Source organism: uncultured Caulobacter sp., assembly GCF_937900395.1.
GTDB lineage: Bacteria > Pseudomonadota > Alphaproteobacteria > Caulobacterales > Caulobacteraceae > Caulobacter.
In genome coordinates, this window is sequence record NZ_CALCDX010000215.1 from 1 (window position 1) to 22,648 (window position 22,648).

General features: G+C 66.7%; 16 protein-coding genes and 1 pseudogene. 11 read left to right on the plus strand and 6 right to left on the minus strand.

Going from position 1 to position 22,648, the window contains the following annotated elements:
• The coding region (locus tag Q0379_RS18585) for an AMP-binding protein (protein WP_299015050.1) at positions 1–677 on the plus strand (677 nt) is incomplete at its 5' end.
• A gap of 142 nt (positions 678–819) precedes the next feature.
• On the opposite strand, the gene Q0379_RS18590 is transcribed toward Q0379_RS18585, so the two are convergent.
• Positions 820–1,743 carry a Gfo/Idh/MocA family oxidoreductase gene (locus Q0379_RS18590; RefSeq protein WP_299015055.1) on the minus strand — a complete coding sequence of 308 codons (924 nt, stop codon included), beginning with the start codon at positions 1,741–1,743 and terminating at the stop codon, positions 820–822.
• Positions 1,744–1,841: 98 nt separating this feature from the next.
• Positions 1,842–2,459, minus strand: coding sequence for a peptidylprolyl isomerase (locus tag Q0379_RS18595; protein WP_299015058.1), 618 nt, complete (start codon positions 2,457–2,459; stop codon positions 1,842–1,844).
• 198 nt (positions 2,460–2,657) lie between these two features.
• On the opposite strand from Q0379_RS18595, the gene Q0379_RS18600 reads away from it, so the two are divergent.
• The 5 genes from Q0379_RS18600 to ggt all read left to right on the plus strand — a co-directional run bounded on the left by Q0379_RS18600 (position 2,658) and on the right by ggt (position 11,177).
• Positions 2,658–4,310 carry an MFS transporter gene (locus tag Q0379_RS18600; RefSeq protein ID WP_299015061.1) on the plus strand — a complete coding sequence of 551 codons (1,653 nt, stop codon included), beginning with the start codon at positions 2,658–2,660 and terminating at the stop codon, positions 4,308–4,310.
• 87 nt (positions 4,311–4,397) lie between these two features.
• Complete coding sequence (locus tag Q0379_RS18605) at positions 4,398–4,991, plus strand: RNA polymerase sigma factor (protein WP_299015064.1); 594 nt, start codon at positions 4,398–4,400, stop codon at positions 4,989–4,991.
• Positions 4,955–5,950, plus strand: a complete 996-nt coding sequence (locus Q0379_RS18610; protein ID WP_299015066.1) for a FecR domain-containing protein — start codon at positions 4,955–4,957, stop codon at positions 5,948–5,950. Before Q0379_RS18605 ends, Q0379_RS18610 begins: the two co-directional genes overlap by 37 nt.
• Before the next feature lie 128 nt (positions 5,951–6,078).
• Entirely contained in the window at positions 6,079–9,363 is a 3,285-nt protein-coding gene (locus tag Q0379_RS18615) for a TonB-dependent receptor (protein ID WP_299015069.1), read from the plus strand.
• A gap of 77 nt (positions 9,364–9,440) precedes the next feature.
• Positions 9,441–11,177, plus strand: a complete 1,737-nt coding sequence (ggt, locus tag Q0379_RS18620; RefSeq protein ID WP_299015072.1) for a gamma-glutamyltransferase — start codon at positions 9,441–9,443, stop codon at positions 11,175–11,177.
• A gap of 436 nt (positions 11,178–11,613) precedes the next feature.
• On the opposite strand, the gene Q0379_RS18625 is transcribed toward ggt, so the two are convergent.
• The 3 genes and pseudogenes from Q0379_RS18625 to Q0379_RS18635 all read right to left on the minus strand — a co-directional run bounded on the left by Q0379_RS18625 (position 11,614) and on the right by Q0379_RS18635 (position 16,411).
• Positions 11,614–12,042: a hypothetical protein gene (locus tag Q0379_RS18625; protein ID WP_299015075.1), complete on the minus strand. Its 429-nt coding sequence runs from the start codon at positions 12,040–12,042 to the stop codon at positions 11,614–11,616.
• A gap of 640 nt (positions 12,043–12,682) precedes the next feature.
• Positions 12,683–15,527: pseudogene (locus tag Q0379_RS18630) on the minus strand (M14 metallopeptidase family protein).
• A gap of 122 nt (positions 15,528–15,649) precedes the next feature.
• The gene (locus Q0379_RS18635; RefSeq protein ID WP_299015078.1) at positions 15,650–16,411 is read right to left on the minus strand and encodes a FadR/GntR family transcriptional regulator; all 762 of its coding nucleotides are present in this window, start codon (positions 16,409–16,411) and stop codon (positions 15,650–15,652) included.
• 173 nt (positions 16,412–16,584) lie between these two features.
• Here Q0379_RS18635 and manD point away from each other — a divergent pair, with 173 nt between their 5' ends.
• The gene (gene manD / locus Q0379_RS18640) at positions 16,585–17,796 is read left to right on the plus strand and encodes a D-mannonate dehydratase ManD (protein WP_299015080.1); all 1,212 of its coding nucleotides are present in this window, start codon (positions 16,585–16,587) and stop codon (positions 17,794–17,796) included.
• 82 nt (positions 17,797–17,878) lie between these two features.
• Here the strand turns inward: manD and Q0379_RS18645 are convergent, their stop codons facing one another.
• Positions 17,879–18,268 (minus strand): VOC family protein, encoded by a 390-nt coding sequence (locus Q0379_RS18645; protein WP_299015083.1) that lies wholly within the window; start codon positions 18,266–18,268, stop codon positions 17,879–17,881.
• A 371-nt stretch (positions 18,269–18,639) separates the two neighbouring features.
• Here Q0379_RS18645 and Q0379_RS18650 point away from each other — a divergent pair, with 371 nt between their 5' ends.
• From Q0379_RS18650 to Q0379_RS18665, 4 genes are all read left to right on the plus strand, one after another.
• Positions 18,640–18,897: a hypothetical protein gene (locus Q0379_RS18650; RefSeq protein WP_299015086.1), complete on the plus strand. Its 258-nt coding sequence runs from the start codon at positions 18,640–18,642 to the stop codon at positions 18,895–18,897.
• 29 nt (positions 18,898–18,926) lie between these two features.
• Positions 18,927–19,436 (plus strand): low affinity iron permease family protein, encoded by a 510-nt coding sequence (locus Q0379_RS18655; protein ID WP_299015089.1) that lies wholly within the window; start codon positions 18,927–18,929, stop codon positions 19,434–19,436.
• Between the two features lie 171 nt (positions 19,437–19,607).
• A complete protein-coding gene (locus Q0379_RS18660) occupies positions 19,608–20,843 on the plus strand; it encodes an MFS transporter (protein WP_299015266.1) in 1,236 nt (411 codons plus the stop codon).
• Positions 20,840–22,483, plus strand: a complete 1,644-nt coding sequence (locus tag Q0379_RS18665; RefSeq protein ID WP_299015092.1) for a glycoside hydrolase family 43 protein — start codon at positions 20,840–20,842, stop codon at positions 22,481–22,483. Before Q0379_RS18660 ends, Q0379_RS18665 begins: the two co-directional genes overlap by 4 nt.
• The last annotated feature ends 165 nt before the right edge of the window (positions 22,484–22,648 follow it).

The following is a 22,648-nucleotide window of genomic DNA, read 5'->3' on the forward strand; positions in this document are numbered from 1 at the left end:
GCATGGAGGTGTTCGGTTGCGGCTTCGTCCAGCAGTACGGCATGACCGAGACGACGGGCACGGTGGTCTATCTGCCGCCCGAGGACCACGACCCGGCCGGCAATAAGCGCATGCGCGCGGCCGGCCTGCCGATGCCGGGCGTCGAGCTGAAGGTCATCGACGAGGCGGGAAACAGCTTGCCGCCGAACACCGTGGGCGAGGTGGCGATCCGGTCGCGCTCGACCATGGCCGGCTACTGGAAGCTGGACGAGGCCACCGCGAAGACGATCGACGCCGAGGGTTGGCTGCGCACCGGCGACGCCGGCTACCTGGACGAGGACGGCTATCTGTTCATCCACGACCGGGTGAAGGACATGATCATCTCGGGCGGTGAGAACATCTATCCGGCCGAGGTCGAGAGCGCCGTCTACGGTCACCCGCACGTGGCCGAGGTGGCCGTGATTGGCGTGCCGGACGAGAAATGGGGCGAGGCCGTCAAGGCGGTGGTCGCCCCCAAGCCCGGCGTCACGCCCGACCCTGCCGACATCATCGCCTTCGCCCGCAGCCGCATCGCGCACTTCAAGGCGCCCAAGAGCGTGGACTTCGTGGCCGCGCTGCCCAGGAACGCGTCCGGCAAGATCCTTCGACGCGAGTTGAGGGCGCCGTACTGGGAGGGGCGCGAGCGGCAGGTGAATTAGGCGGGGTAAGATCCTCCCCCGCGATGCGGGGGAGGTGGCCCAGAGGGCCGGAGGGGGCAAGCTGGAGGCGAGCCGCGTTAGCCCCCTCAGTCGCTCCGCGACAGCTCCCCCGTATCGCGGGGGAGCATCTTGTTTGAGCTTTCTACTCCACAAACGCCTCGACGCTCTCGCGCGTCCCGACCATGAATGCGTCGGCCACCAGCGTCAGCGGCCGCACATCCACCTCCGACCGGCCCTCGGCGATCAGGGTCGCGAAGCGGTCGTAGAGGCCGGGATATTCCCGGTTCTCGCCAACCTCGACGGTCTTGCCGTCGATGGTCAGCTCGGCGCCGCCCAGCGACAGCTTCAGCTCGCCGGCGTCGCTCCAGGCGGTGATGTCCCAGGTCTGGGGACCGGTCTGCAGGAAATCGAGATCGGCGGTGATCGTCGCGCCCTTCAGCGTGGTCATGTCCACGTGGCCGGCGATCGGCGACTGGACGTTCTCAGGCACCTGCAGCCTGGCGTCGGTGACGAAGACCTCCTCGGGCATGATCTCGGTCAGGATCGACAGGGCGTTGATGGCCGGATCGAAGACGCCCATGCCGCCGGCCTGCCAGATCCAGGTCTGGCCCGGGTGCCAGCGGCGCACGTCCTCGCGCCATTCGATGGCGAGGGTGCGGACGGGGTTCTTGGCCATCCAGGCCTTGGCCTGGGGCACGCCGGCGGCGAAGCGGGAATGCCAGCTGGTGAACAGCACGACGCCCTGCTCGCGCGCGACGGCGGCCAGCTCGGCCACTTCGCCGACCGTCGCGCCGGGCGGCTTTTCCAGGAAGACGTGCTTGCCGGCGCGCAGGGCGGCGAGCGCGGTCTCGCGGCGCGCTTGCGGGGGCGTGCAGAGGGCGACCGCGTCCAGCGCCGGGCCTTCTGCCAGCATCTGTTCGATGTCGTGGAAGACCGGCAGGTCGCCGAGGTCCGGCTGGCTGCGGCTGGCGGCGGCGACGAGGTCGAAGCGCGGATCCGCGGCGATGGCGGGGATATGCTGGTCATGGGCGATCTTGCCCACGCCGACGAGGCCGATGCGGATCACGTAAGTCTCCTCCCGCGCGGATGTTCGGCGTCGGCGTTTATATTATAAATGAGCCGACGCAAGCCGGGCGCCGCAAAAAGCGCGCCGGGCGTCGGGCCCTAGACCCGCTTCATGCTGAGGATCTTCACCGGAGGGTTCAGGATCTGGCCCTTCATCGACGGCACGCTGGTCGGGCCGTCGGTGCGGCCGGCCAGGATCTTCTTCACGACATCCATGCCCTGCACGACATAGCCGAAGACCGCATAGCCCTGGGCCGCATCGGACTTCCCCGGCTTGGCGTCGAGATAGGGTTGGGCGCTGGCGCAGATGAAGAAGTCGGCGGTGGCGGAGCCGGGCGCGTCGCGCCCCATCGAGATGGCGCCGGCCTTGTGCTTCAAGCCCGTCTTCAGCGTGCTCTCATGAGCGATCGGCGGCGCGCGGCGGGAGTAGGGCTTGGGCTGGCCCTGGATCGAGCCGGCGCCGGCCGCGCCCTTGGCCCGGTTGGCGCGGAAGAACTGGCCGCCGTCGAAGCGGTGCTTGTCGACATAATAGAGGAAGTTCGTCGCCGTGATCGGCGCCTTCTTGTCCTCCAGTTCGACGATGATGGTCCCCTTGTCGGTCTCGATCGCCACGCGCGGCTTGCCGGCGGCGAGGGCGGGCGAGGCGGCCCCGGCGAAAAGAGGAACGGCGGCTAGGGCGCCGACCAGGGCGCGACGGGCGATCTTTGAGACGGTCATGGCGGCTCCTCTTCCTCTTCCGGCGTGATGGCATATCGCGGCCGCGCCGTCATTGCGCGCGTCGCGCCTCGCATTGTGGAAACCGGTCCCAAAAAAGTGACCGCTCCCAGATTTCCTGCATCGCAAGAGTCACGTTCGCTGAGTTAGGGTCCTGCTTGACCGCGGGGAAACGCGGCGTTCAGGGAAGGGAATTCATCGATGGGGGCTGACAGCCAAGCCGCGCCCAAAAAGGGCCGCGACGCGCTGGTGATCGGGGCGTCCTCGCTCGGCACCGTGTTCGAGTGGTACGACTTCTATCTCTATGGCTCGCTGGCGGTGATCATCACCGGCCATTTCTTTTCGGGCGTCAACGAGACCACCGGCTTCATCCTGGCCCTGCTGGCCTTCGCCGCCGGCTTCGCCATCCGACCGCTGGGCGCGGTGATCTTCGGACGCCTCGGCGACATCTGGGGCCGCAAGAACACCTTTCTGATCACCATGCTGCTGATGGGCGTCTCGACCTTCGTGGTCGGCCTGCTGCCTTCCTACGAGCAGATCGGCGTCGCCGCGCCGATCGCGCTGATCGTCATGCGCCTGGTGCAGGGCCTGGCGCTGGGCGGCGAGTACGGCGGGGCGGCGACCTATGTCGCCGAACACGCGCCCGAAGGCCGGCGCGGCTTCTACACCAGCTGGATTCAGACCACGGCGACCGTGGGCCTGTTCCTGTCGCTGCTGGTCATCCTGGCGACGCGCACCTGGCTGGGCGAGGACGCCTTCAAGACCTGGGGCTGGCGGATTCCGTTCCTGGTCTCGCTGCTGCTGCTGGGCGTGTCGCTGTGGATCCGCCTGAAGCTGCACGAAAGCCCGACCTTCCAGCGCATGATCTCGGAAGGGAAGGGGACCAAGAAGCCGCTGGCCGAGGCCTTCGGCCGCTGGTCGAATCTGAAGGTCGTGCTGCTGTCGCTGTTCGGCCTGACAATGGGCCAGGCGGTGGTCTGGTACAGTGGTCAGTTCTACGCTCAGTTCTTCCTGGAGAAGACGCTGAAGCTGGACGGCGCGCTGGCCAATCTGCTGATCGCCACCAGCCTGCTGATCGGTACGCCGTTCTTCGTGTTCTTTGGCTGGCTGTCCGACAAGATCGGCCGCAAGTGGATCATCATCGTCGGCTGCGTGCTGGCGGCGGCGACCTATTTCCCGATCTTCAAGGCCATCACGACCTACGCCAATCCGGTGCTGGCCCAGGCCGAGGCTTCGGCCCCGATCGTCGTCAACGCCGATCCGGCCACCTGCGCCTTCCAGTTCGATCCCGTCGGCAAGGCCAAGTTCAATACGCCCTGCGACGTGGCCAAGGCCTATCTCGCCAAGGCGGGCGTGACCTACACGTCGCAGGACATCCCGGCCGGCGCGCCGACCACCGTCCAGGTCGGCGGAGTCAGCCTGTCGGGCTTCGATCCCAAGGGCGCCACGGGCAAGGCCTTCGCCGACGCGCGCAAAGCCTGGGAGGCCGATCTCGGCGCTCAGTTGAAGGCCGCCGGCTATCCGGCCAAGGCCGATCCGGCGCTGGTTAACAAGCCCGTCGTCATCGGCCTGCTGGCGATCCTGGTGATCTATGTGACCATGGTCTACGGCCCGATCGCGGCCATGCTGGTCGAGATGTTCCCGACGCGGATCCGCTACACGGCGATGTCGCTGCCCTACCATATCGGCAACGGCTGGTTCGGCGGCTTCCTGCCGACCACGGCCTTTGCGATCGTGGCGGCGACCGGGGATATCTACTCCGGCCTCTGGTATCCGGTGATCATCGCCACGGTGACCGCCGTTATCGGGGGTCTCTTCCTGAAGGATACGCGGCACAATCCGATCGAGGATTAGGCGCCGCGCCGAAAGCAACCCGGCGGCGACGCTGTCGCCGGGTTGCCATTCCGTCCCCGATCGGCTTGCTTGTCGCCGAGGGGAGCGTTGATGGCGCAAGAAGATGAAGACAGGCGCGCCTGGTTTCGGCGGGCGATCCTGCCGCTGGAGCCGGATCTGCTGGCCTATGCTCGCCGGTTCTGCCGGGACGGGCAGACCGATCCGGAAGACCTGGTCCACGAGACGTTCGCGCGGGCGATCGCCTGCAAGACCTGGCGCGAGATCAACAACCCGGGCGCTTTCGCCACCCGCATCCTCCGAAACTGCGCCCTCGACACCCTCCGTCGTCGGAAGGTGCTGACGATCACGGCCGTCGCCGACTTCGAACGCATCGATCCGATCGACGAGGCGCCGGGCGCGCACTCGATCGTCGAATCGCGTCAGGAGCTTCGCGCGCTCGCCGACGCCATCGCCGAACTTCCGACGCAATGTCGACGCGTCTTCACGTTGAGAAAAGTGTACAGCCTCTCGCCGGACGAGATAGCGGTTCGGCTGGGCCTGTCCGTCTCTACTGTTGAGAAGCACCTGGTGAAGGGGCTTCGCTACTGTTCCGAGAAGCTGGGACGGCGTAACGAACGAAAGATCAAGGTCGACGAAGGGCGCTCATGGAGCGGGAAACGGGATCACGACGCGAAGCGGTAAGGCAGGCCGCCGCCCTCTGGGTGGTGCGGCTTGACGATCCTTCGTGCTCTGACGCCGACCGCGCCGCCTTCGAGGCCTGGCGCGGCGAAAGCTTCGAGCACGAGGCCGCCTACGAGCGCGAAGCCGCCGCCTGGGCTCGGCTGGACCGCGTGCGCGCGCTCCGGCCAGGCCTGGAAAGCCCTGACGCCGATCTGCTGGCGCCGACGTCCAAGCCTCGTCTGCCGGCCTTGGCGCGGTCGCCCTGGGCGCGCGGGATGGCCGCGGCGGCGGCGATGGCGCTGGTCGTGGCCGGAAGCCTGTCTTTCGGAACCTCGACCGCCTACGCCACCGCGATCGGCGAGCGTCGGGTCGTCGTGCTGGGCGACAACAGCCGCATCGAGCTGAACACCAACAGCAAGGTTGTGGTGCGCTTCAAGCGGGGCGTGCGAGAGGTCAAGCTGGTCAAGGGCGAGGCCTTGTTCGACGCGGCGCCCGGCGCGCAGCCCTTGGTGGTCAAGGCCGCCGACGCGGTGATCGCCGCCGACGGCTCGGCCGAAGTGGTGGTGCGTCTTCGTTCGGACGGCGCGGCGGTGACCGTCAAGAAGGGCGCGGTCGATGTCGATCCGGTTCGCGACGAGTCGAAGGACGACATGCGCCTGAAGGCCGGCGTGGTGGCGATCTACGATTCGCGCGGCTCGCGGTCCCGCGCGGTGTCCAACGCCGAGATCGATCGCAGCCTGGCCTGGCGCCAAGGGGCGATCGCGCTGAACGGACAGTCCCTGGCGCAGGCGGCCGCCGAGTTCAACCGCTACAACCATCGTCAGATCCGCATCGCGGACCCGTCGATCGCGGACCTGCGCCTGGCCGGCTATTTCCAAACGACCGAACCCACCAGTTTCGTCTCGGCGGTGACCAGCGCCTTCCCGGTGCGCGCCTCCGAAAGCGCGGACGGCGCGATCCGCCTGTCGCGGCGCAGCTAGGCGCCTAACCCGAAGCGCCGCTCAAAAAAGTTCCATCGCGACTGGCGGAAACGCGAGGCTATACCGTCGATCCCGAGAAGACGCTCTCCCGTCGGGGCTGGAGGCGTCGAGAGGGATTAATAAAAACAATGTCTAACGACACGCGTCGCCGCACGGTTCGTGGCTTCCTGATGGCGTCCGCCGCCGTCCTGGTTCTGGCCGGTCCGGCCCTGGCCCAAGAGGCCCGCCACACCTTCAACATTCCAGCTGGCGACGCGGTGACCGCGCTGCAGGCCTTCGCTCAGCAGTCGGGCAAGCAGGTGCTGTTCCCGTTCGAGGCGGCGACCGGCAAGCGCACGCCGGCCGTGGCCGGCGACATCGCCGACGCCGAGGCGCTGGCGCGCCTGGCCAAGGCCGCCGGTCTGGTCGTCCAATCCGACGACGGCAAGACCATCACCCTGCGTCCGGCCCCGGCCGAACTCCCCCAGTCCGCGGGCGCGGGGGCCGGCGCGACGACTGACGAGGCCCAGATGGTCGAAGCCGTCGTGGTCGTCGGCTCGCAGATCGAAGGCGCGAAGACGACGGGCGCCTTGCCGGTGACGGTGGTCGGCGAGAAGGAAATCATCGCCACGGGCGCCGTGTCCGGCGACGAACTGTTCCGTTCGATCCCGCAGGCTGGCGACGTGCAGTTCCAGGAAGCCCGCACCACCGGGAACCTGAACGACGCGCGCGGCGACGTCTCGTCCCTGAACCTGCGGAGCCTCGGCACCGGCAACACCCTGGCCCTGCTGAACGGCCGTCGCGCTGTGCTGGCGCCGGGCACCCAGACCGAGAACCTGGTGCCGGTGCAGACCGTCAACACCAACGCCTTCCCGGTCGCCGGGGTTAAGCGCGTGGAGGTCCTGCTGGACGGCGCGGCCGCGATCTACGGCACGGACGCCGTGGCGGGCGTGGTCAATACGGTGATCGACACCAAGTTCCAGGGCCTGCGCGTCGAGGCCCAGGTTGGCGGCTCGGAAGGCACCGGCTATCGCGAAGGGACCTTCAACGTGAAGGCCGGCACCCGTCTCGAGGACGGCACCCGCCTGACCTTCTTCGGCTCCTACACCGGCCACAGCCGCCTGATGGCCAGTGAGCGCGACTACGCGGCCAGCGAGGATCACCGCGCCGCCATGGCCGGCACGGCCTGGGCCAACGACACCGCGTTCGACAATCGCTCGACCTCAAGCCCGTGGGGCGCCTTCACCCTGATCCCGTCCTCGACGGCGCCGCGCCAGAACAACGTGGCGCTGACGACCTCGGGCGTGTTCCATATCGAGCCGATCAGCAATACCGCTGCGGGCTGCTCGTCCGCGACCCTGCCCGGCGGCATCTGCATCAAGTCCGGCACGATCACTGGCGCGGCCGACCGCCCGCTGCGTTACGACGAGAACCCGCAGCGCTCGCTGAAGGGCGGGCTGGAGCGGACCAACCTATTCTCGACGGTCGAGCACGACTTCGGCGACATCACCGCCTATGGCGAAGCGGGCTACTATCACGCCCTGTTCACCGGCAATCGCGAGCAGTCCGCGCCGCTCAGCACCGCCCCGATCAGCATCGCCGCCAACGCCTACTGGAACCCCTTCGGTCCGACGACCCTCGCGAATGGCGCGGTCAATCCGAACCGTCTGACGGGCCTGACCGGCGTGGCTGCGTCGGGCGTGGCGATGAACATCACCAACTACCGCCCGGTCGACGCCGGCGGCCGCACCTACACGGTCACCGACGACAGCATCCGCCTGCTGGGTGGCCTGAAGGGTTCGTGGAACGGCTGGAAGTGGGACAGCGCGCTGCTCTACTCCGAAGCTCGCACCAAGGACATGACGCACAACGCGATCAGCAATACGGCCTTCCAGGCGGCGCTGAACCGCACCGACGCCTCGGCCTATAACCCGTTCAACGGCGGCTCGACGACCAACTATTCGGGCGCGGACGCCACGCCCAACAGCCAGGACACCATCAATTCGTTCTTGATCAACGTCTATCGGATCAGCAAGACCTCGCTGGCCCTGGGCGACTTCAAGGTGTCGAAGAGGGATCTCTTCCAGCTGCCCGGCGGCGACGTCGGCTTCGCGGCCGGGGTCGAGGTTCGCCGCGAGACCTATGACGACGATCGCGACGACCGTCTGGACGGCACGATCAAGTACACCAACAGCGTCACCGGCGTGACCTATGGCACCGACGTCATGGGCGCTTCCGGCTCGCCGGACGTCTCGGCCCATCGCACGATCGCCTCGGCCTTCTTCGAGCTGGCGGTGCCGGTCATCTCGCCCGAGATGAACATCCCGTTCGTCGAGGAAGTCAGCCTGCAGATCGCCGCCCGCGACGAGCACTATTCGGACTTCGGCAACGTGCTGAAGCCGAAGGGCGCGATCCTGTGGAAGGTCGGCCAGGGCCTGTCGCTGCGCGGCTCGGTCTCGCAGAGCTTCCGCGCGCCGAACCTGCCGCAGTTCTACAGCGAGGGCGCCTCGGTCTCGAACACCCGCACCGATTGGGCCTTCTGCCGGATCAATACGCCCAACGCGACCACCTGCTCCAGCGCCAGCACCATCGAGGTCCGCAGCGGCAATCAGAACCTGAAGCCGGAAGAGGCCGACAACGCCAGCGTCGGCTTCGTCTATCAGCCGCGCTTCATCCCGGCTGAATATGGCAGGCTGACCCTTACCACCGACTTCTGGTCGATCCGCGAGAAGGGGGTCATCGGCATTCTGGGCGGCGGCAACCAGATCGCGCTGGACTGGCTGCTGCGTCAGCAGGGCTCGTCCAACCCGAACGTCGTCCGCGACGCGCCGGTGGGGACGAATACGGTGGGCGCGATCGCCCAGATCAACGACGTCTATACGAACCTGCAGCCGCGCGTGGTGAAGGGCGTCGACTTCTCGCTGGCCTATGATCTGGACGACACCCCCTGGGGCGACTTCGGCCTGAACGTCAACGTCGCCAAGCTGCTGCAGTACGACCAGTCGCCCGGCGCGACCGAGGTGCTGCTGCAACAGGCTGTCGCCGCCGGCAAGCTGCCGGGCGTGACGGTCACCAGCGCCGGCAACCAGATCGGCATGGGCGGCGCGCCGGAGTTCCGGGGCAGCGCCAGCATGAGCTGGCGCAAGGGCGGCTGGGGCGCCGGCGCCTTCGTCAACTATGTGAGCGAGGTCTACGACACCGGCTCGACCCTGACCGGCGGCGAATACTACCAGATGCCGTCCTGGACCACGGTCAGCCTGTACGGCCAGTACGCGTTCAAGCAAGGCCGCTTCGACGGCTCCACGGTCCGCGTCGGCGTCCGCAACGTCGGCGACAAGGCCCCGCCGATCTCGTCGACCAACTTCGGCTACTACGGCGCGCTGTACAACGCGACCGGCCGCTACTGGTACATGAACGTTTCCAAGCGGTTCTAAGCCTTGAAGCGTCCGACTTCTCCGGCCTTCGCCGGAGGAGTCGGACGTGACTGTTCGCGCGCTCGCACGAGGCCCTCATGACCTTCTTCCGGTTCGTTTCCGCCAGCCTGGCGGCCCTGGCCATCGCGGCCGCGCCGATCGCCTCCAGCGAGGCCTGGGCGCAGAAGAAGCAGCTTCTGGAGTACCCCAGCATCCACTCGCCGGTCGTCGGCGAGAAGGGCATGGTGGTCAGCCAGAACGCGATCGCCACCAAGGTCGGCGCCGACATCCTGCGCCAGGGCGGCAACGCCGTGGACGCGGCGGTCGCCACCGCCTTCGCCCTGGCCGTGACCTTGCCGCGGGCCGGCAATATCGGCGGCGACGGCTTCATGATGGTCCATCTGGCGAAGACCAACGAAACGATCTTCATTGACTATCGCGGCGTCGCGCCCAAGGCCGCCAAGCTCGAGACCTTCGTCGACCAGGACGGCAAGGAGATCGACGACGTCGCCTCCAAGGGCTACCGCGCGCCGACCGTGCCCGGCACCGTCGCAGGCCTCTATCTGGCCCACCAGAAGTACGGCCGCTTGCCGTGGAAAACCCTGGTCGAACCGGCCTATCGCCTGGCCGCCGAGGGCGTCGTGCTGTCGCCGGACGAGGCCTTCGTCTTCAGCTGGGGCAAGCAGCGCCTGTCCGAGAGCGAGGCGGGCAAGCAGGCCTTCTACAAGCCGGGCGGGGCCCTCTACCGGGCGGGTGAGACGCTCAAGCAGCCGGACCTGGCCTGGTCGCTGCGCCAGATCGCCGACAAGGGCGCCGACGCCTTCTATCGCGGCGAGATCGCCCAGCGCTTCGCCGCCGACATGAAGGCCCATGGCGGTCTGATCACCGCCGAGGATCTGGCGTCCTACAAGGCCGTGATCCGCCAGCCTCTGGTCGGGAGCTATCGCGGCTTGACGGTGATGACCTCGCCGCCGGCCAGCGCGGGCGGGGCGACCCTGCTGGAGATGCTGAACATCCTGGAGACCTTCGACCTAAAGGCCTCGGGGCTCGGCTCGGCCAAGACCCTGCACCTGCAGGCCGAGGCCATGAAGATGGCCTATGCCGACCGCGCGCGCTATTTGGGCGACACCGACTTCGTGAAGGTCCCCCTGGGCGGCTTCGCGTCCAAGGCCTACGGCGCCGAGCGCGCCAAGCGGATCAACCCGGACAAGGCCACCCCCGCCAAAGACCTCGGCGTGGGTGATCCCTGGGCGTTCGAGAGCCATAACACCACCCACTTCTCGGTGGCGGACGCCGAAGGCAATGCGGTGTCGAACACCTACACCTTGGGCGCCGACTTCGGCTCGGGCGTGATGGTGTCGGGCGCGGGCTTCGTGCTGAACAACCAGATGAACAACTACGCCCACGAGGCCGCCTGGCGCGCCCGGAAGGCTGGCAAGCCGTTGCCGCCCAACGCGCTGGAGCCCGGCAAGCGGGTGCTCTCCACGATGATGCCGACCATGATCTTCAAGGACGGCAAGCCTTGGCTGATCACCGGCACGCCCGGCGGCGCCACCATCATCGACACGGTGCTGCAGGTCATCGTCAACATCGTCGACTTCAAGCTGAACGTGGCCGAGGCGACGCATCAGCCGCGGATTTTCCAGGACGCCAGCGACACCCTGCGCGTCGAGCCGAACTTCAATCCCGACACGGTGGCCCTGCTGAAGGCGATGGGTCACCCGATAACCTCGGACGAGACCATGGGCTCCGCCCAGTCGATCATGATCGACAATGGCCTCTTTCTGGGCGGCGCCGATCCGCGTCGCCCAGGGGCCGAGGCGGTTGCGCCCTAGGGTATTCTCCCACCTCAATCCTTAGGACGCGATCACGGCGCCGGAGCTGCCCCTCCGGCGCCGCTTTCGTATCGGGATTTGCGCGGGATCAAAGCTGGCCCGGACGGGCGGGCGCAGTATGTCTTCAGGCTCTTCTGTTTGCGGTCCAGGCAGGAGCCTACCGCCGCTCGACGTCATCGCCAGTTCGACGTCGGACGGCGGCGCTTCGGGGCCGTGCCCCCTAGGTGCTCCGAAGCTAAATCGGCGCCGGAATCGCATCCGGCGCCGATCTTGTTTTTGGGGGCGGCAGTCGTCTCGAGATCGACGAGTTACGGGAGAGGATCGTTCGCGCGCCGACCGCGGCCATACCCAAGATCTGCTCGGGGTGGATTGCTACGCACATCAGCGGCGCCGATCCTGGACCGCGCGACCGCCCCTTCTGTGGTACGCTTACAGATCAGTTTTCGTTGAGCGGCTTCAGGACGACGTAGCGGATGGAAGTGTTGGTTGCTTTGAGCACTTTGAAGCGAGCGCCTCGGAAGCCAATCTCGTCGCCGTCTGCCAAATCGTAGGTGAGGTCCTGCGAGAAGGCAGGACGAGCAAAGTCGTTACTGAACTCGCGATAAAGTAATTTGACCGTTCCCTTGCTAGAGCCCGAATAAACCAGTTCGCGCCTGAAGGAAGGTTTGTCGACCCGAGTGCATGCCGTGGGTTTGAAGGGGGGGTGCTCTGCGACAACCATCTGCTGTGGAATTCCGAAGGTCACGATCACCTCTATGTCCGCGACATTCGAAGGGGCGATGCGCATAGTGACGTCGGGAGCCCCAAACCCGCGGCGCGGTTTGCGCTCGCGGTCGTACTTGAAGACCGCGTCCGGAACGGCCACCGCGCCGCCCGTCGATCCCTTGAGATAAGGTAGTCGCCCGCCGGGATTTGAACTTGGAAAGTTGCGCCAACATACTTCCCGCTCGCCGAAAACGGCTCAAGCACCTTGATGCCGGTCGCGAGATCGTCGAGCCGCACGGCAGAGATCATGCTTTGGCCGATCTCTGCCTCGCTCTCGCTGCCGGCCAGCGGCGTGGCTACAGTGCTGGTGCTGACGACCACCCCATTCGTTGCGGGACCGCATGGCGCCAAGTCGCTGGCGGCGGCGACGGCCGGCAGGACCGCAACAGCCAAAACGATCCAACGGGCGCCACGCGCCGGGCTGGTCAGGCGAAGAAGTGGCCGATTCATTATACCCCCAAAGAAGCGCTGCGCTCGGCGGCGAATCCCAGCCGATGGCGAGACCAATCTGGGTGATCTTCGCTCACCGTTCTATTGCTTCGCAATGGGGCGCTCGCTCTAAAGTGGAGGGGTTGGGCGTCCGCTTTGGGTCGAAGTAAGACCGAAACTCCCGCCCACCTTTGCTCGGGAGGCTAGGGTGGGGGTGCTGCCGCGGTGTAAGCTGGGCGCGGACCAACCTTAGCAATCACCCCCATCCCCGACCCTTCCCCCATCAACGGAGAAGAGGGGCTTCGCCGAGCCTACTTACCGCTGGCCGCTGGCCCGTACAGCAGGCCGTTGAACAGGAACTTGAACGTGCCCCACGACTGGGCGCGTTGGGTGATCTCGGGGCCGAAGACGAAGATCTTGCCCTTGCCGAGGTCGATGTCGAGCATCGCCGTCGAGTCCTTCAGCTTCTCCTGGCCGACGGCCCAGCCGCTGCGCAGCGGCTTGTCGGTGTCGAACCACGAGACGCGCGAGACGCCCTTGACGTCGGGCTTCACCGTGAAGGTGGGGCTGCGGTCGAAGAAGACGTCAACCTGTTCGCCGGCGCCGTAGGCCAGAGGCTGTTTCGGGTCGACCTTGGCGCGCAGAACCGAGCCGGGGATGTAGAGTTCACGGTTCGAATACGACTTCAGCTGGCCGTTCTCGCGCTTGGCGGTGGCGACCTCGACCGGCGCGCCCAGGGCAGTCGCCAGGCGCGTCGAGGCGCCGATGGCCACCACCGAACCGCCGCCCTTCACGAACTCGGCGACCTTGGGAAGGGTCTTGTCGTCGGTGAATCGGCCCAGCCAGGCGTGGTATTCCGCCGGAATGTCCTCGGGCTTGGGCTGGGTCGAGGGGCGACCGGCCTTGAATGGGCTGTCCTGAGGGGCGGGCACGACGCCGTCGGGGAAGACCAGGACGTCGAAGTCCTTCTTGATGTTCCCGGCGTCCAGGCGCTGCGGATAGACCACCTGGAAGGGGGCCTCGAACTTCTCGAACATCCAGCGGTTCCAGCCCGACGGCATCGAGCCGCCATAGACGTCCACCAGGCCGATGCGGATCGGCTTCAGGGCGATCGTCGCGCCGGACGGCTTGCCGCCGACGGCGTAGGCGTCGATTCCCAGGTCCTTGACGCCCTTCTCGATAACCGCCTTGGCGGCCGGCGAGGCGGGGACGAAGATCGCGCCGGGACCGAAGGCGGTTTCACCGGCCTTGGCGCCGTCCTTGAGCCAATAGACCTTGGCGCCGGCCTTCAGCAGGCGGTTGGTCAGGGTGAAGCTGGCATTGGTCTCGTGGCTGACCAGCCAGCCCGCGCTTCCCGCGCCTTTCACCGAACCCGGCGCGACCTTGATCAGGTCAGGCACGCGCGTCGTGGGGGCCTCGAAGCCGTCCAGGATGCGGTCGAACTTGATCCCCATCTGGTAGGCCAGGGTGTAGCCGGTGACGTCGTACGGCGCCTTGGGCGGACCGCCCGGATATTCCAGGTCGTGCGGGTGGTCCTGCGGCTCGAACATGTCGAGCACGTGCGGGCGATAGGCCTGGGCTGTGCGCACGACGTACGAGCCGGCCGGATAGGTCTTGCCGGCGATCGTGAAGGCCTTGTCGGCCTTGTCGACGTCGACGCCGGTCTTGATCAGCGCGTTGAGGAAGGCGACCACGGTGGGCATGTCGGCCTGGTCGGCGGGGAGGACGTAGGCGCGCGGATCGCGGGACTCGGGCGTCTGCAGCACGGCCTTGTAGAGGCTGGGATCGATCGCCGCGCCGTACGGGCCGGGCTTGCCCTTGCCGGCGGCGGCCAGGGCCTCGACGCGGGTCGGGGTGGTGGTCCAGCTGTCGGTCGAGCCGCGCTTGATGCTGTTGTCGCCCATCTTCCAGATGTTGAAGAGCAGGCGCTCGCGATTGCGGGCGGCGTAGTCGATGACCGCCAGGTTCATGGTCATCTGGTAGTCCAGCGAGTCCTGCAGACGCCAGACGCGCGGGGCGATCGGCGCGGGGCGGTCGTTGCCGGGCAGCTGCAGCTCGGGCACCAGATTGACCGTGGTCGGGGTCGGGCCGCCGATGATCTCGGTCAGAAGGCCGATCGAATTGTGGAAGTAGGCGACCGACCGCTCCATGCCGTTGTGCCAGGTGGAGTAGGGAGCGGCGCTGCGCGCGCCCGAGCCCGGCTTGTCCTCGGCCACCAGGCGGCTGTGCATGGCCATGCCGACTTCCTGCAGCTCGGTCATGACCAGCGGGTCGTAGTTGAAGTTGAACGGGTCGCGGAACGGCGGGACGAACACCACCATGCCGTTCGGGCCGGTCTGGTGCTGGTTGTAGACGATCTGCGGGTACCACTCGCGGAACAGCTGCTTGTTCACGTTGGTGGTCTCGGCCATGGCCGACATGAAGCTGTCGCGGTTGTTATCGTGGCCGACGTACTTCTGATACAGGCGCGGCAACGAGTTGAACTCGCGCTTCTTCGGATCCTGGTTGCGCATGTACCAGTCGCTGACCAGCTCCATGCCGTCCGGGTTGTCGTGGGCGAACAGGATCACGCAGTCGTCCAGCAGGCGCAGCGTCTCGGGATCCTTGGCGGTCAGCATCCGATAGAGGACCTGGATCTGGCCTTGCGAGGTGATGGTCTCGGTGGCGTGCAGGCCCGCGTCGATCCAGACGACCGCCTTGCCCTCGGCCGCCAGCTTGGCGGCCTCTTCCCTGGAGACGCCCTCTGCCTTGGCCAGCTTGCGCGAGATCTCCTTCAGGCGATCCAGCTTGGCGAGGTTGGCCGGCGAGGAGACGACCGCCATCCACTGAGTGCGGCCTTCCTCGGTCTTGCCGATGTCGACCAGCTTCATCCGGTCGGACTGGGCCGCCAGGGACTTCAGATACGCCTCATAGGCGGTGTAGTCGGCCAGGAAGTAGTCGCTGCCGATCGGCTGGGCGAACGCCTTCTCCGGTGGGGTGATGTCCGCGGCGGTCGCGCCGCCCAGAGCCCCGAAGGCCAGAATCACGCCGAGGGCCGCACCGGCCATCGCTCCGCCACGCGTCATCATATCACCCCTCACCCGCGCGCCTCGACAGCAGAGGCCGCTCCATCCCTTTGAAAGACGAAGCTGGATCGGATTTCCGCACCCGGAGCAACCGGCGGAGCAGCCCATTTTTTCGTCGGGAGTATCGGCGCATGGAAAAGGGGCCGCCCTCGCGGACGGCCCCTTCCTCTCATCGGGCCTTACTGGCGGCCCGTACGCGAGATTCGGTGGAGGTCAGATCGCCGAGCGGCGGGCCAGTTCGACCCGGCGGGCGGCCACTTCGCTGCGGGCGCGCTCCAGGGCGTCGATCTCGGTGGCGGTCAGCAGGTTGTCGATGACCCGGCCCAGGTGCTCGCGCATGGCGTTGCGGGCGGCGGCCGGATCGCGCGCCTTGAGGGCCAGGAGGATTTCCTGGTGGTCGTCGATGCGGGGACGGACGCCGACCTGGCGCGCGCGCTCCAGCATGGCCCGGCACAGCGGCGACTTGTAGCGCTGGTCCCACAGCGTCTCGACGACGCTGACCAGCGCGCTGTTGCGGCTGGCCCGGGCGATCGCGACGTGGAAGCGGCGGTCGGCGCCTTCGCCGCGCACGTCCTTGTCGTTCTCGACCACCATGTCGTCCATGATCGTCGCCAGCTCGGTCAGTTCCTCGTCGGTGATCGTGGCGGCCGCCAGCGCGGCGACCTCGCCCTCGATCAGGCGGCGGGCCTCGGTCAGCTCGAAGGCGCCGATGTCCAATTCGGGCGCGGAGTCCTGGGCGCGCGGCGCGTCGGTGACATAGACGCCCGAGCCATGCCGGGCCTCGACCAGGCCCTGGATCTCAAGGGCGATCATCGCTTCGCGCACCGTGGGGCGGCTGACCTTGTAATCCTCCGCCAGGTCCCGCTCGGATGGCAGGCGTTGACCGGGCTTGTGAACGCCCTCGCGGATCGCTTCGGCGATCGCGCCAGCCACCTGCTGGTAGAGCTTGCGGGCTTCCGTCGTCGAAGTGGTCATGTCTCTTCAAATCCCGTCCATCACGCGCCGGCCATACGCGCCAGGGTGGTGCAGACTATTGCAAGGGAACGGGGCGCGCTACCCGACCTTCGTCGACGGGCTCTAGCATCTCGTCTGATAAGTCGCTAAAACTGGTCAGGCCAATTTCTCTTCCACGCTCAACGACTAGGTCCATGCTGAAGATCATCGACGCCAAGGTCATCGTCACCTGCCCCGGCCGCAACTTCGTCACCCTGAAGATCACCACCGAGGACGGGATCACGGGCGTCGGCGACGCCACGCTGAACGGCCGCGAGCTGTCGGTCGTCAGCTTCCTGCAAGATCACATGATCCCGTCGCTGATCGGCCGTGACGCTCACCAGATCGAGGACATCTGGCAGTTCTTCTATCGCGGCTCGTACTGGCGCGGCGGCCCAGTGGCCATGACCGCCCTCGCCGCCGTCGACATGGCGCTGTGGGACATCAAGGGCAAGGTCGCGGGCCTGCCCGTGTATCAACTCCTGGGCGGCGCATGCCGCACGGGGGTCACCGTCTATGGTCACGCCAACGGCGAGACGATCGAGGACACCATCGCCGAGGCCGTCAAGTATAAGGCTATGGGCTACAAGGCCATCCGCCTGCAGACCGGCGTCCCGGGCCTGGCCAGCACCTACGGCGTCTCGAAGGACAAGATGTTCTACGAGCCGGCCGACAACGACCTGCCGTCCGAGAACGTCTGGTCGACCTCGGCCTATCTGAAGCACGTGCCCAAGCTGTTCGAGAAGGCCCGTGAAGTCCTGGGCTGGGACGTCCACCTGCTGCACGACGTCCACCATCGCCTGACCCCGATCGAGGCCGCGCGCCTGGGCAAGGACCTCGAGCCCTACCGCCTGTTCTGGATGGAAGACTCGGTCCCGGCCGAGAACCAGGCGGGCTTCCGCCTGATCCGCCAGCACACCACCACGCCGCTGGCCGTCGGCGAGATCTTCGCCCACGTCTGGGACGCCAAGCAGCTCATTGAAGAGCAGCTGATCGACTATCTGCGCGCCACCGTGCTGCACGCCGGCGGCATCACCAACCTCAAGAAGATCGCCGCCTTCGCCGACCTGCACCACGTCAAGACCGGCTGCCATGGGGCCACCGATCTGTCGCCGGTCACCATGGCCGCGGCCTTGCACTTCGACATGTCGATCCCGAACTTCGGCCTGCAGGAATACATGCGCCACACGCCGGAGACGGACGCGGTGTTCCCGCACGCCTACACCTTCAACGACGGCATGCTGCATCCGGGCGACAAGCCGGGCCTGGGCGTCGACATCGACGAAGAGCTGGCGTCCAAGTACGAGTACAAGCGCGCCTACCTGCCGGTGAACCGCCTGCAGGACGGCACGATGTTCAACTGGTAGGCGGCGAGGCGCTCACCTAAGAATTCGGCCGCCGAAGGGTTCCTCCGGCGGCCGTTTTCGTTTCGGGTCCGTGCGTTGAGATCTAGGCCGGGCCGACGCGGAACGCGCACAGCTTGTTGCCGTCCAGATCGCGGAAGTAGGCCGCGTAGAAGGCTTGCGGGCCTTCCTCGCCGCGCACGCCGGGCTCACCCTCGCACTTGCCGCCCAAGGCCACGGCCTTGTCGTGCAGGGCGTCGACCTTGGCGCGCTCGTCCATGACCAGGGCGATCATCGTACCGTTGCCGAAGGTCGCGGCTTGGCCGTCATACGGCTTGCCGACGCCGAACATCGGCTTGCTCCAGTCCGCGCCCCAGGCGCAGCCGCCAGTGGGGAATTCCATCAGGCGCTTGACGCCGACGGTCTCGAACAGCGCGTCGTAAAAAGCCTTCGCCTTCTCCAGGTCGTTGCTGCCGACCAGGGTGTATCCGATCAAATGAGCCTCCCGCCGTTGTCTTTGATCCGGTCAGGTAATCCCAGGATCGCCCGCTTGGCAAAGCGCTTGCTTCTGTCGCGCGAGCCTCCCGCCGCTCGCTTGGCGAGGTGGTCATCAAAAGATGTATGTTCTGCTCCAAGTATGTAATTGAGTTGGTTCTGTATTATTTAGGTTTTTAAATGGCTTTCCGTCGTTATGTCGGGTTGTCGACCTATCTATTTAGAGAAATAATGATTATTGATTTTGGTAGATCGCGTTCAGGTGGTAGGTTGAATTATCATCGGCACGGCCTTTTCGAGCGCCGGTGGCTGAGAGGTAAATCTTAAGCTCAAGCTTGAGGTTTCGCTCCCGCTCGAATGGCGGAGCTACTGATGCCCACCTACCTCTTCTACCCGCGCCGCGCCGACGGCGTGTCGCTGACCTTTATCGCCGAAGTCGCGGAGACAGACCGTGACGCGCTGGAGCTGGCGCTCGAGATCGCCGCGTCCCACGATTGCGTGGGCGTCTTTGTCTGGGAGTCCGCTCAAGGTCCCGAGGGATGCGACCGTTTCATCGGTGAGATCAGCAACGCGGGCGATGACCGTCGCGCAGATAGGTCGGTCGATCGTGGAGCTTCCGCCAACGCTTGAGCGTTAGCGGAAGCTTCAGGAGGTCGTCCGTGGACAAGCTGTTCGCCAAGTTCGCCAATGTCACCGCCCGGATCACGGGCAGCCCGCCGGCCTTTCTGGTTTGCGTGGGCCTTGTGTTGGCCTGGGCGGTCACCGGGCCGCTGTTCGGCTTCTCCGAGACCTGGCAGCTGGTGATCAACACCGGCACGACCATCGTGACCTTCCTGATGGTGTTCCTGATTCAGAACACCCAGAATCGCGACGGCGTGGCCCTGCAGACCAAGCTGGACGAGCTGATCCGCGCCACGACCGACGCCGAGAACGAGTTCATCGGCATTGAGAAGCTGACCGACAAGGAGCTTGAGGTCATGCACGCCCGGTGCAAGGCCCGGGCTGATCGGTCGATGCGCGCCTTGCAACGGGCGGCGGCCGAAAAGGACGCTCGCGTGGCGAAATCGAACGCTGGCGCGCGCAAGGCGCAAGCCAAGTCTCAGCCTTCCGCCAAGGCCCGGGCCGCCAGCCGCGCTAAGGCCTTGAAAGCGGGTCGATCCAGCGAATAGCGGCGCGCCGGTTACGACCTCGACAGGCTGGACGCGGGTTGCCTTAGACGGTAGCGGTACCAAAGGGCGAGCGCGTCGACATGAACGCGCGCCTGATTAGGGAAACGCGTCTTGCCGAAGCTGTCCTTTCCGAAACTTCGGGCCCTGCGCTGGTGGATCATCGGCCTCGTCATGCTGGGCGCGATCATCAACTACCTGACGCGTTCCACCATGGGCGTGGCGGCCCCGACGGTGCTGAAGGACCTCGGCATCTCGGTGAAGGAATATTCCTGGATCACCGGGGCGTTCCAGCTTGGCATCATGATGCAGCCGGTGTGCGGCTACGTGCTCGACACCCTGGGCCTGCGCACCGGCTTCGCGGTGTTCGCGACCGCCTGGTCGCTGGCGGCGATGGCGCATGGCCTGGCCTCGAATTGGCAAGGCTTCGCCGCGCTGCGCGGCCTGCTCGGTTTCGCGGAGGGCTCGGCTCAGCCGGCCGGCATGAAGACGGTCGCCACCTGGTTCCCGGCCAAGGAGCGCGGCTTCGCCGGCGGGGTGTTCAACATCGGAGCCTCGGTCGGATCGATGCTGGCCCCGCCGCTGGTGGTGTGGGCCGTTCTCACCTGGAACTGGCGCGCGGCCTTCATCATGACCGGCGCACTAGGCCTCATCTGGCTGGCGCTGTGGCTGTTCTTCTACCGCTCGCCCGACCAGCACCCGTCGATGACGCAGGCCGAGCGCGAGCGGATTGCCGCCGGTCAGGAGACGCACCTGGCCGAGGCGGGCGCCAAGCCTTCGGTGATCTCCATCCTCAAGCAGCGGAAGTTCTGGGGCATCGCCCTGCCGCGCTTCCTGGCCGACCCCACCTGGGGGACGCTGTCGTTCTGGGTGCCGCTGTACCTGTCCCAGACGCGCGGCTTCGACCTCAAGCAGATCGCCATGTTCGCCTGGCTGCCGTTCGTCGCTGCCGACCTGGGCTGCCTGTTCGGCCCGACGGTCGCCAGCTTCCTGCAGGCGCGCGGCGTCTCTCTGATCAACGCTCGCCGCTGGGCCGTCACCCTGGGCGCGGCGATGATGACCGGCATGATCTTCGTCGGCCGGGTCGAAAGCCCCTACGCCGCCATCGCCCTGCTGTGCCTGGGCGGCTTCGCGCACCAGACCCTGTCGGTGACCGTGATCACCATGGCCTCGGACCTCTTCCGCCGCGACGAGGTCGCCACCGTCGCGGGCCTGGCCGGCATGATGGGCAATCTGGGCGTCCTGCTGTTCTCACTGCTGATCGGCGGCCTGGTGGCCACGATCGGCTATGACCCGTTCTTCGTCGCCCTGGGCGTGCTCGACATCGTCGGCGCCATCATTCTATGGACCTTCGTCCGTGACCGCATCGCGCCCAAGGCCGAGCCGGTCAGCCAGATTCCCAACCCGTGAGCGTCCCCGTGATCCGCAATCCCATCCTGCGCGGCTTCAACCCCGATCCCTCGATCGTGCGGGTGGGGGACGACTACTACATCGCCGTCTCGACCTTCGAGTGGTTCCCGGGCGTGCAGATCCACCACTCGCGCGACCTGAAGAACTGGCGGCTGCTGAGCCGGCCGCTGCAGCGCGCCAGCCAGGTGAACATGCTGGGCGATCCGGACGGCTGCGGCGTCTGGGCGCCCTGCCTATCCTATGCCGACGGCCGCTTCTGGCTGATCTATACCGACGTCAAGCGCTATGGCCGCACGACGGTCGGCGGCGCTTCGGGCGCGTCCCTGCGCGACTTCCACAACTATCTGGTCACGTGCGACACGATCGACGGCGAGTGGTCCGATCCGGTCTATCTGAACAGCTCCGGTTTCGACCCTTCGCTGTTCCATGACGACGACGGCCGCAAGTGGCTGTTGAACCAACTATGGGATCATCGACCGGGCAGGAACCGCTTCGCCGGCATCGTGATGCAGGAGTTCTCGGCTGAAGAGGGCCGCCTGATCGGCGAGCGCAAGGTGATCTTCCAGGGCACGCCGATCGGCCTGACCGAGGCACCCCACCTCTACAAGCGCGATGGCTGGTACTACCTGATCACCGCCGAGGGCGGCACGGGCTGGGGCCACGCGGTGACCGTGGCGCGCTCGCGGACCATCGACGGCCCCTATGAGCTGCACCCCGACACCTACCTGCTGACCTCGCGCGATCGGCCGCACGCGCCGCTGCAGCGCGCCGGCCACGCCGACCTTGTCGAGACCGCCGACGGCGAGACCTACGCGGTCTATCTGGTCGGGCGTCCGATCCCGAACCGCGGCCGCTGCACCCTGGGCCGCGAGACCGCGATCCAGAAGATCGTCTGGGGCGAGGACGGTTGGCCGCGCACCCTGGACGGCTCCGGCGATCCGACCCTGGAGACACCGGCGCCGAACCTGCCCGAGCAGCCTTGGCCCGCCGCGCCGGCTCGCGAGGACTTCGACGCGCCGAGCCTGCCGATCGACTTCCAATGGCTGCGGACGCCTTATCCGGACCAGATCTTCAGCCTGACCGCCAGGCCCGGCTTCCTGCGCCTCTACGGCCGCGAAACGGTGGGCAGCCTGTTCCGCCAGGCCCTGGTCGCCCGTCGCCAGCAGGCGCACTGTTATTCGGCCACGACGATGCTGGACTTCGAGCCCGCCCACTTCCAGCAGGCGGCGGGGCTGATCTGCTACTACAACGCCTCGAAGCTGCACTATCTGCACGTCACGCATGACGAGACCATGGGCAAGCACCTGCGGGTCATGACCTTCACGCCCGACAGCCCCCAGACCGACAGCTTCACCGCGCCGATCCAGCTGAACGCCGGCCCTGTTGAACTGCGCGTCGAGATCGACTTCGAGCGTCTGCGATTCGCCTTCCGTCAGGGCGGCGGAGAATGGACCTGGCTGCCCGAAGTGTTCGACGCCTCGATTCTGTCGGACGAAGCCACCGCTCCCGGCGCGCCGGCCTTCACCGGCGCCTTCGTCGGCATGGCCTGCCAGGACATGTCGGGCCAGGGCGCGCCGGCTGACTTCGACTGGTTCGACTACCAGGAACGGGAATACGTCGCCGGACCCGCCACAGCCTGACCACCCGGCCAAGGCCCCCACGATCCAGCCAAGAAAAAAGCCGGCCGACACGCCCAAGAGGCGAGCCGGCCGGCCGAAACAAAAAGGTGTCGGCGCGGTGGGGTGCGCCGAGTGCCAGATCAATTAACTTATCCTGGCGGAATGGCAACGCTCCTTGTGGTTGCG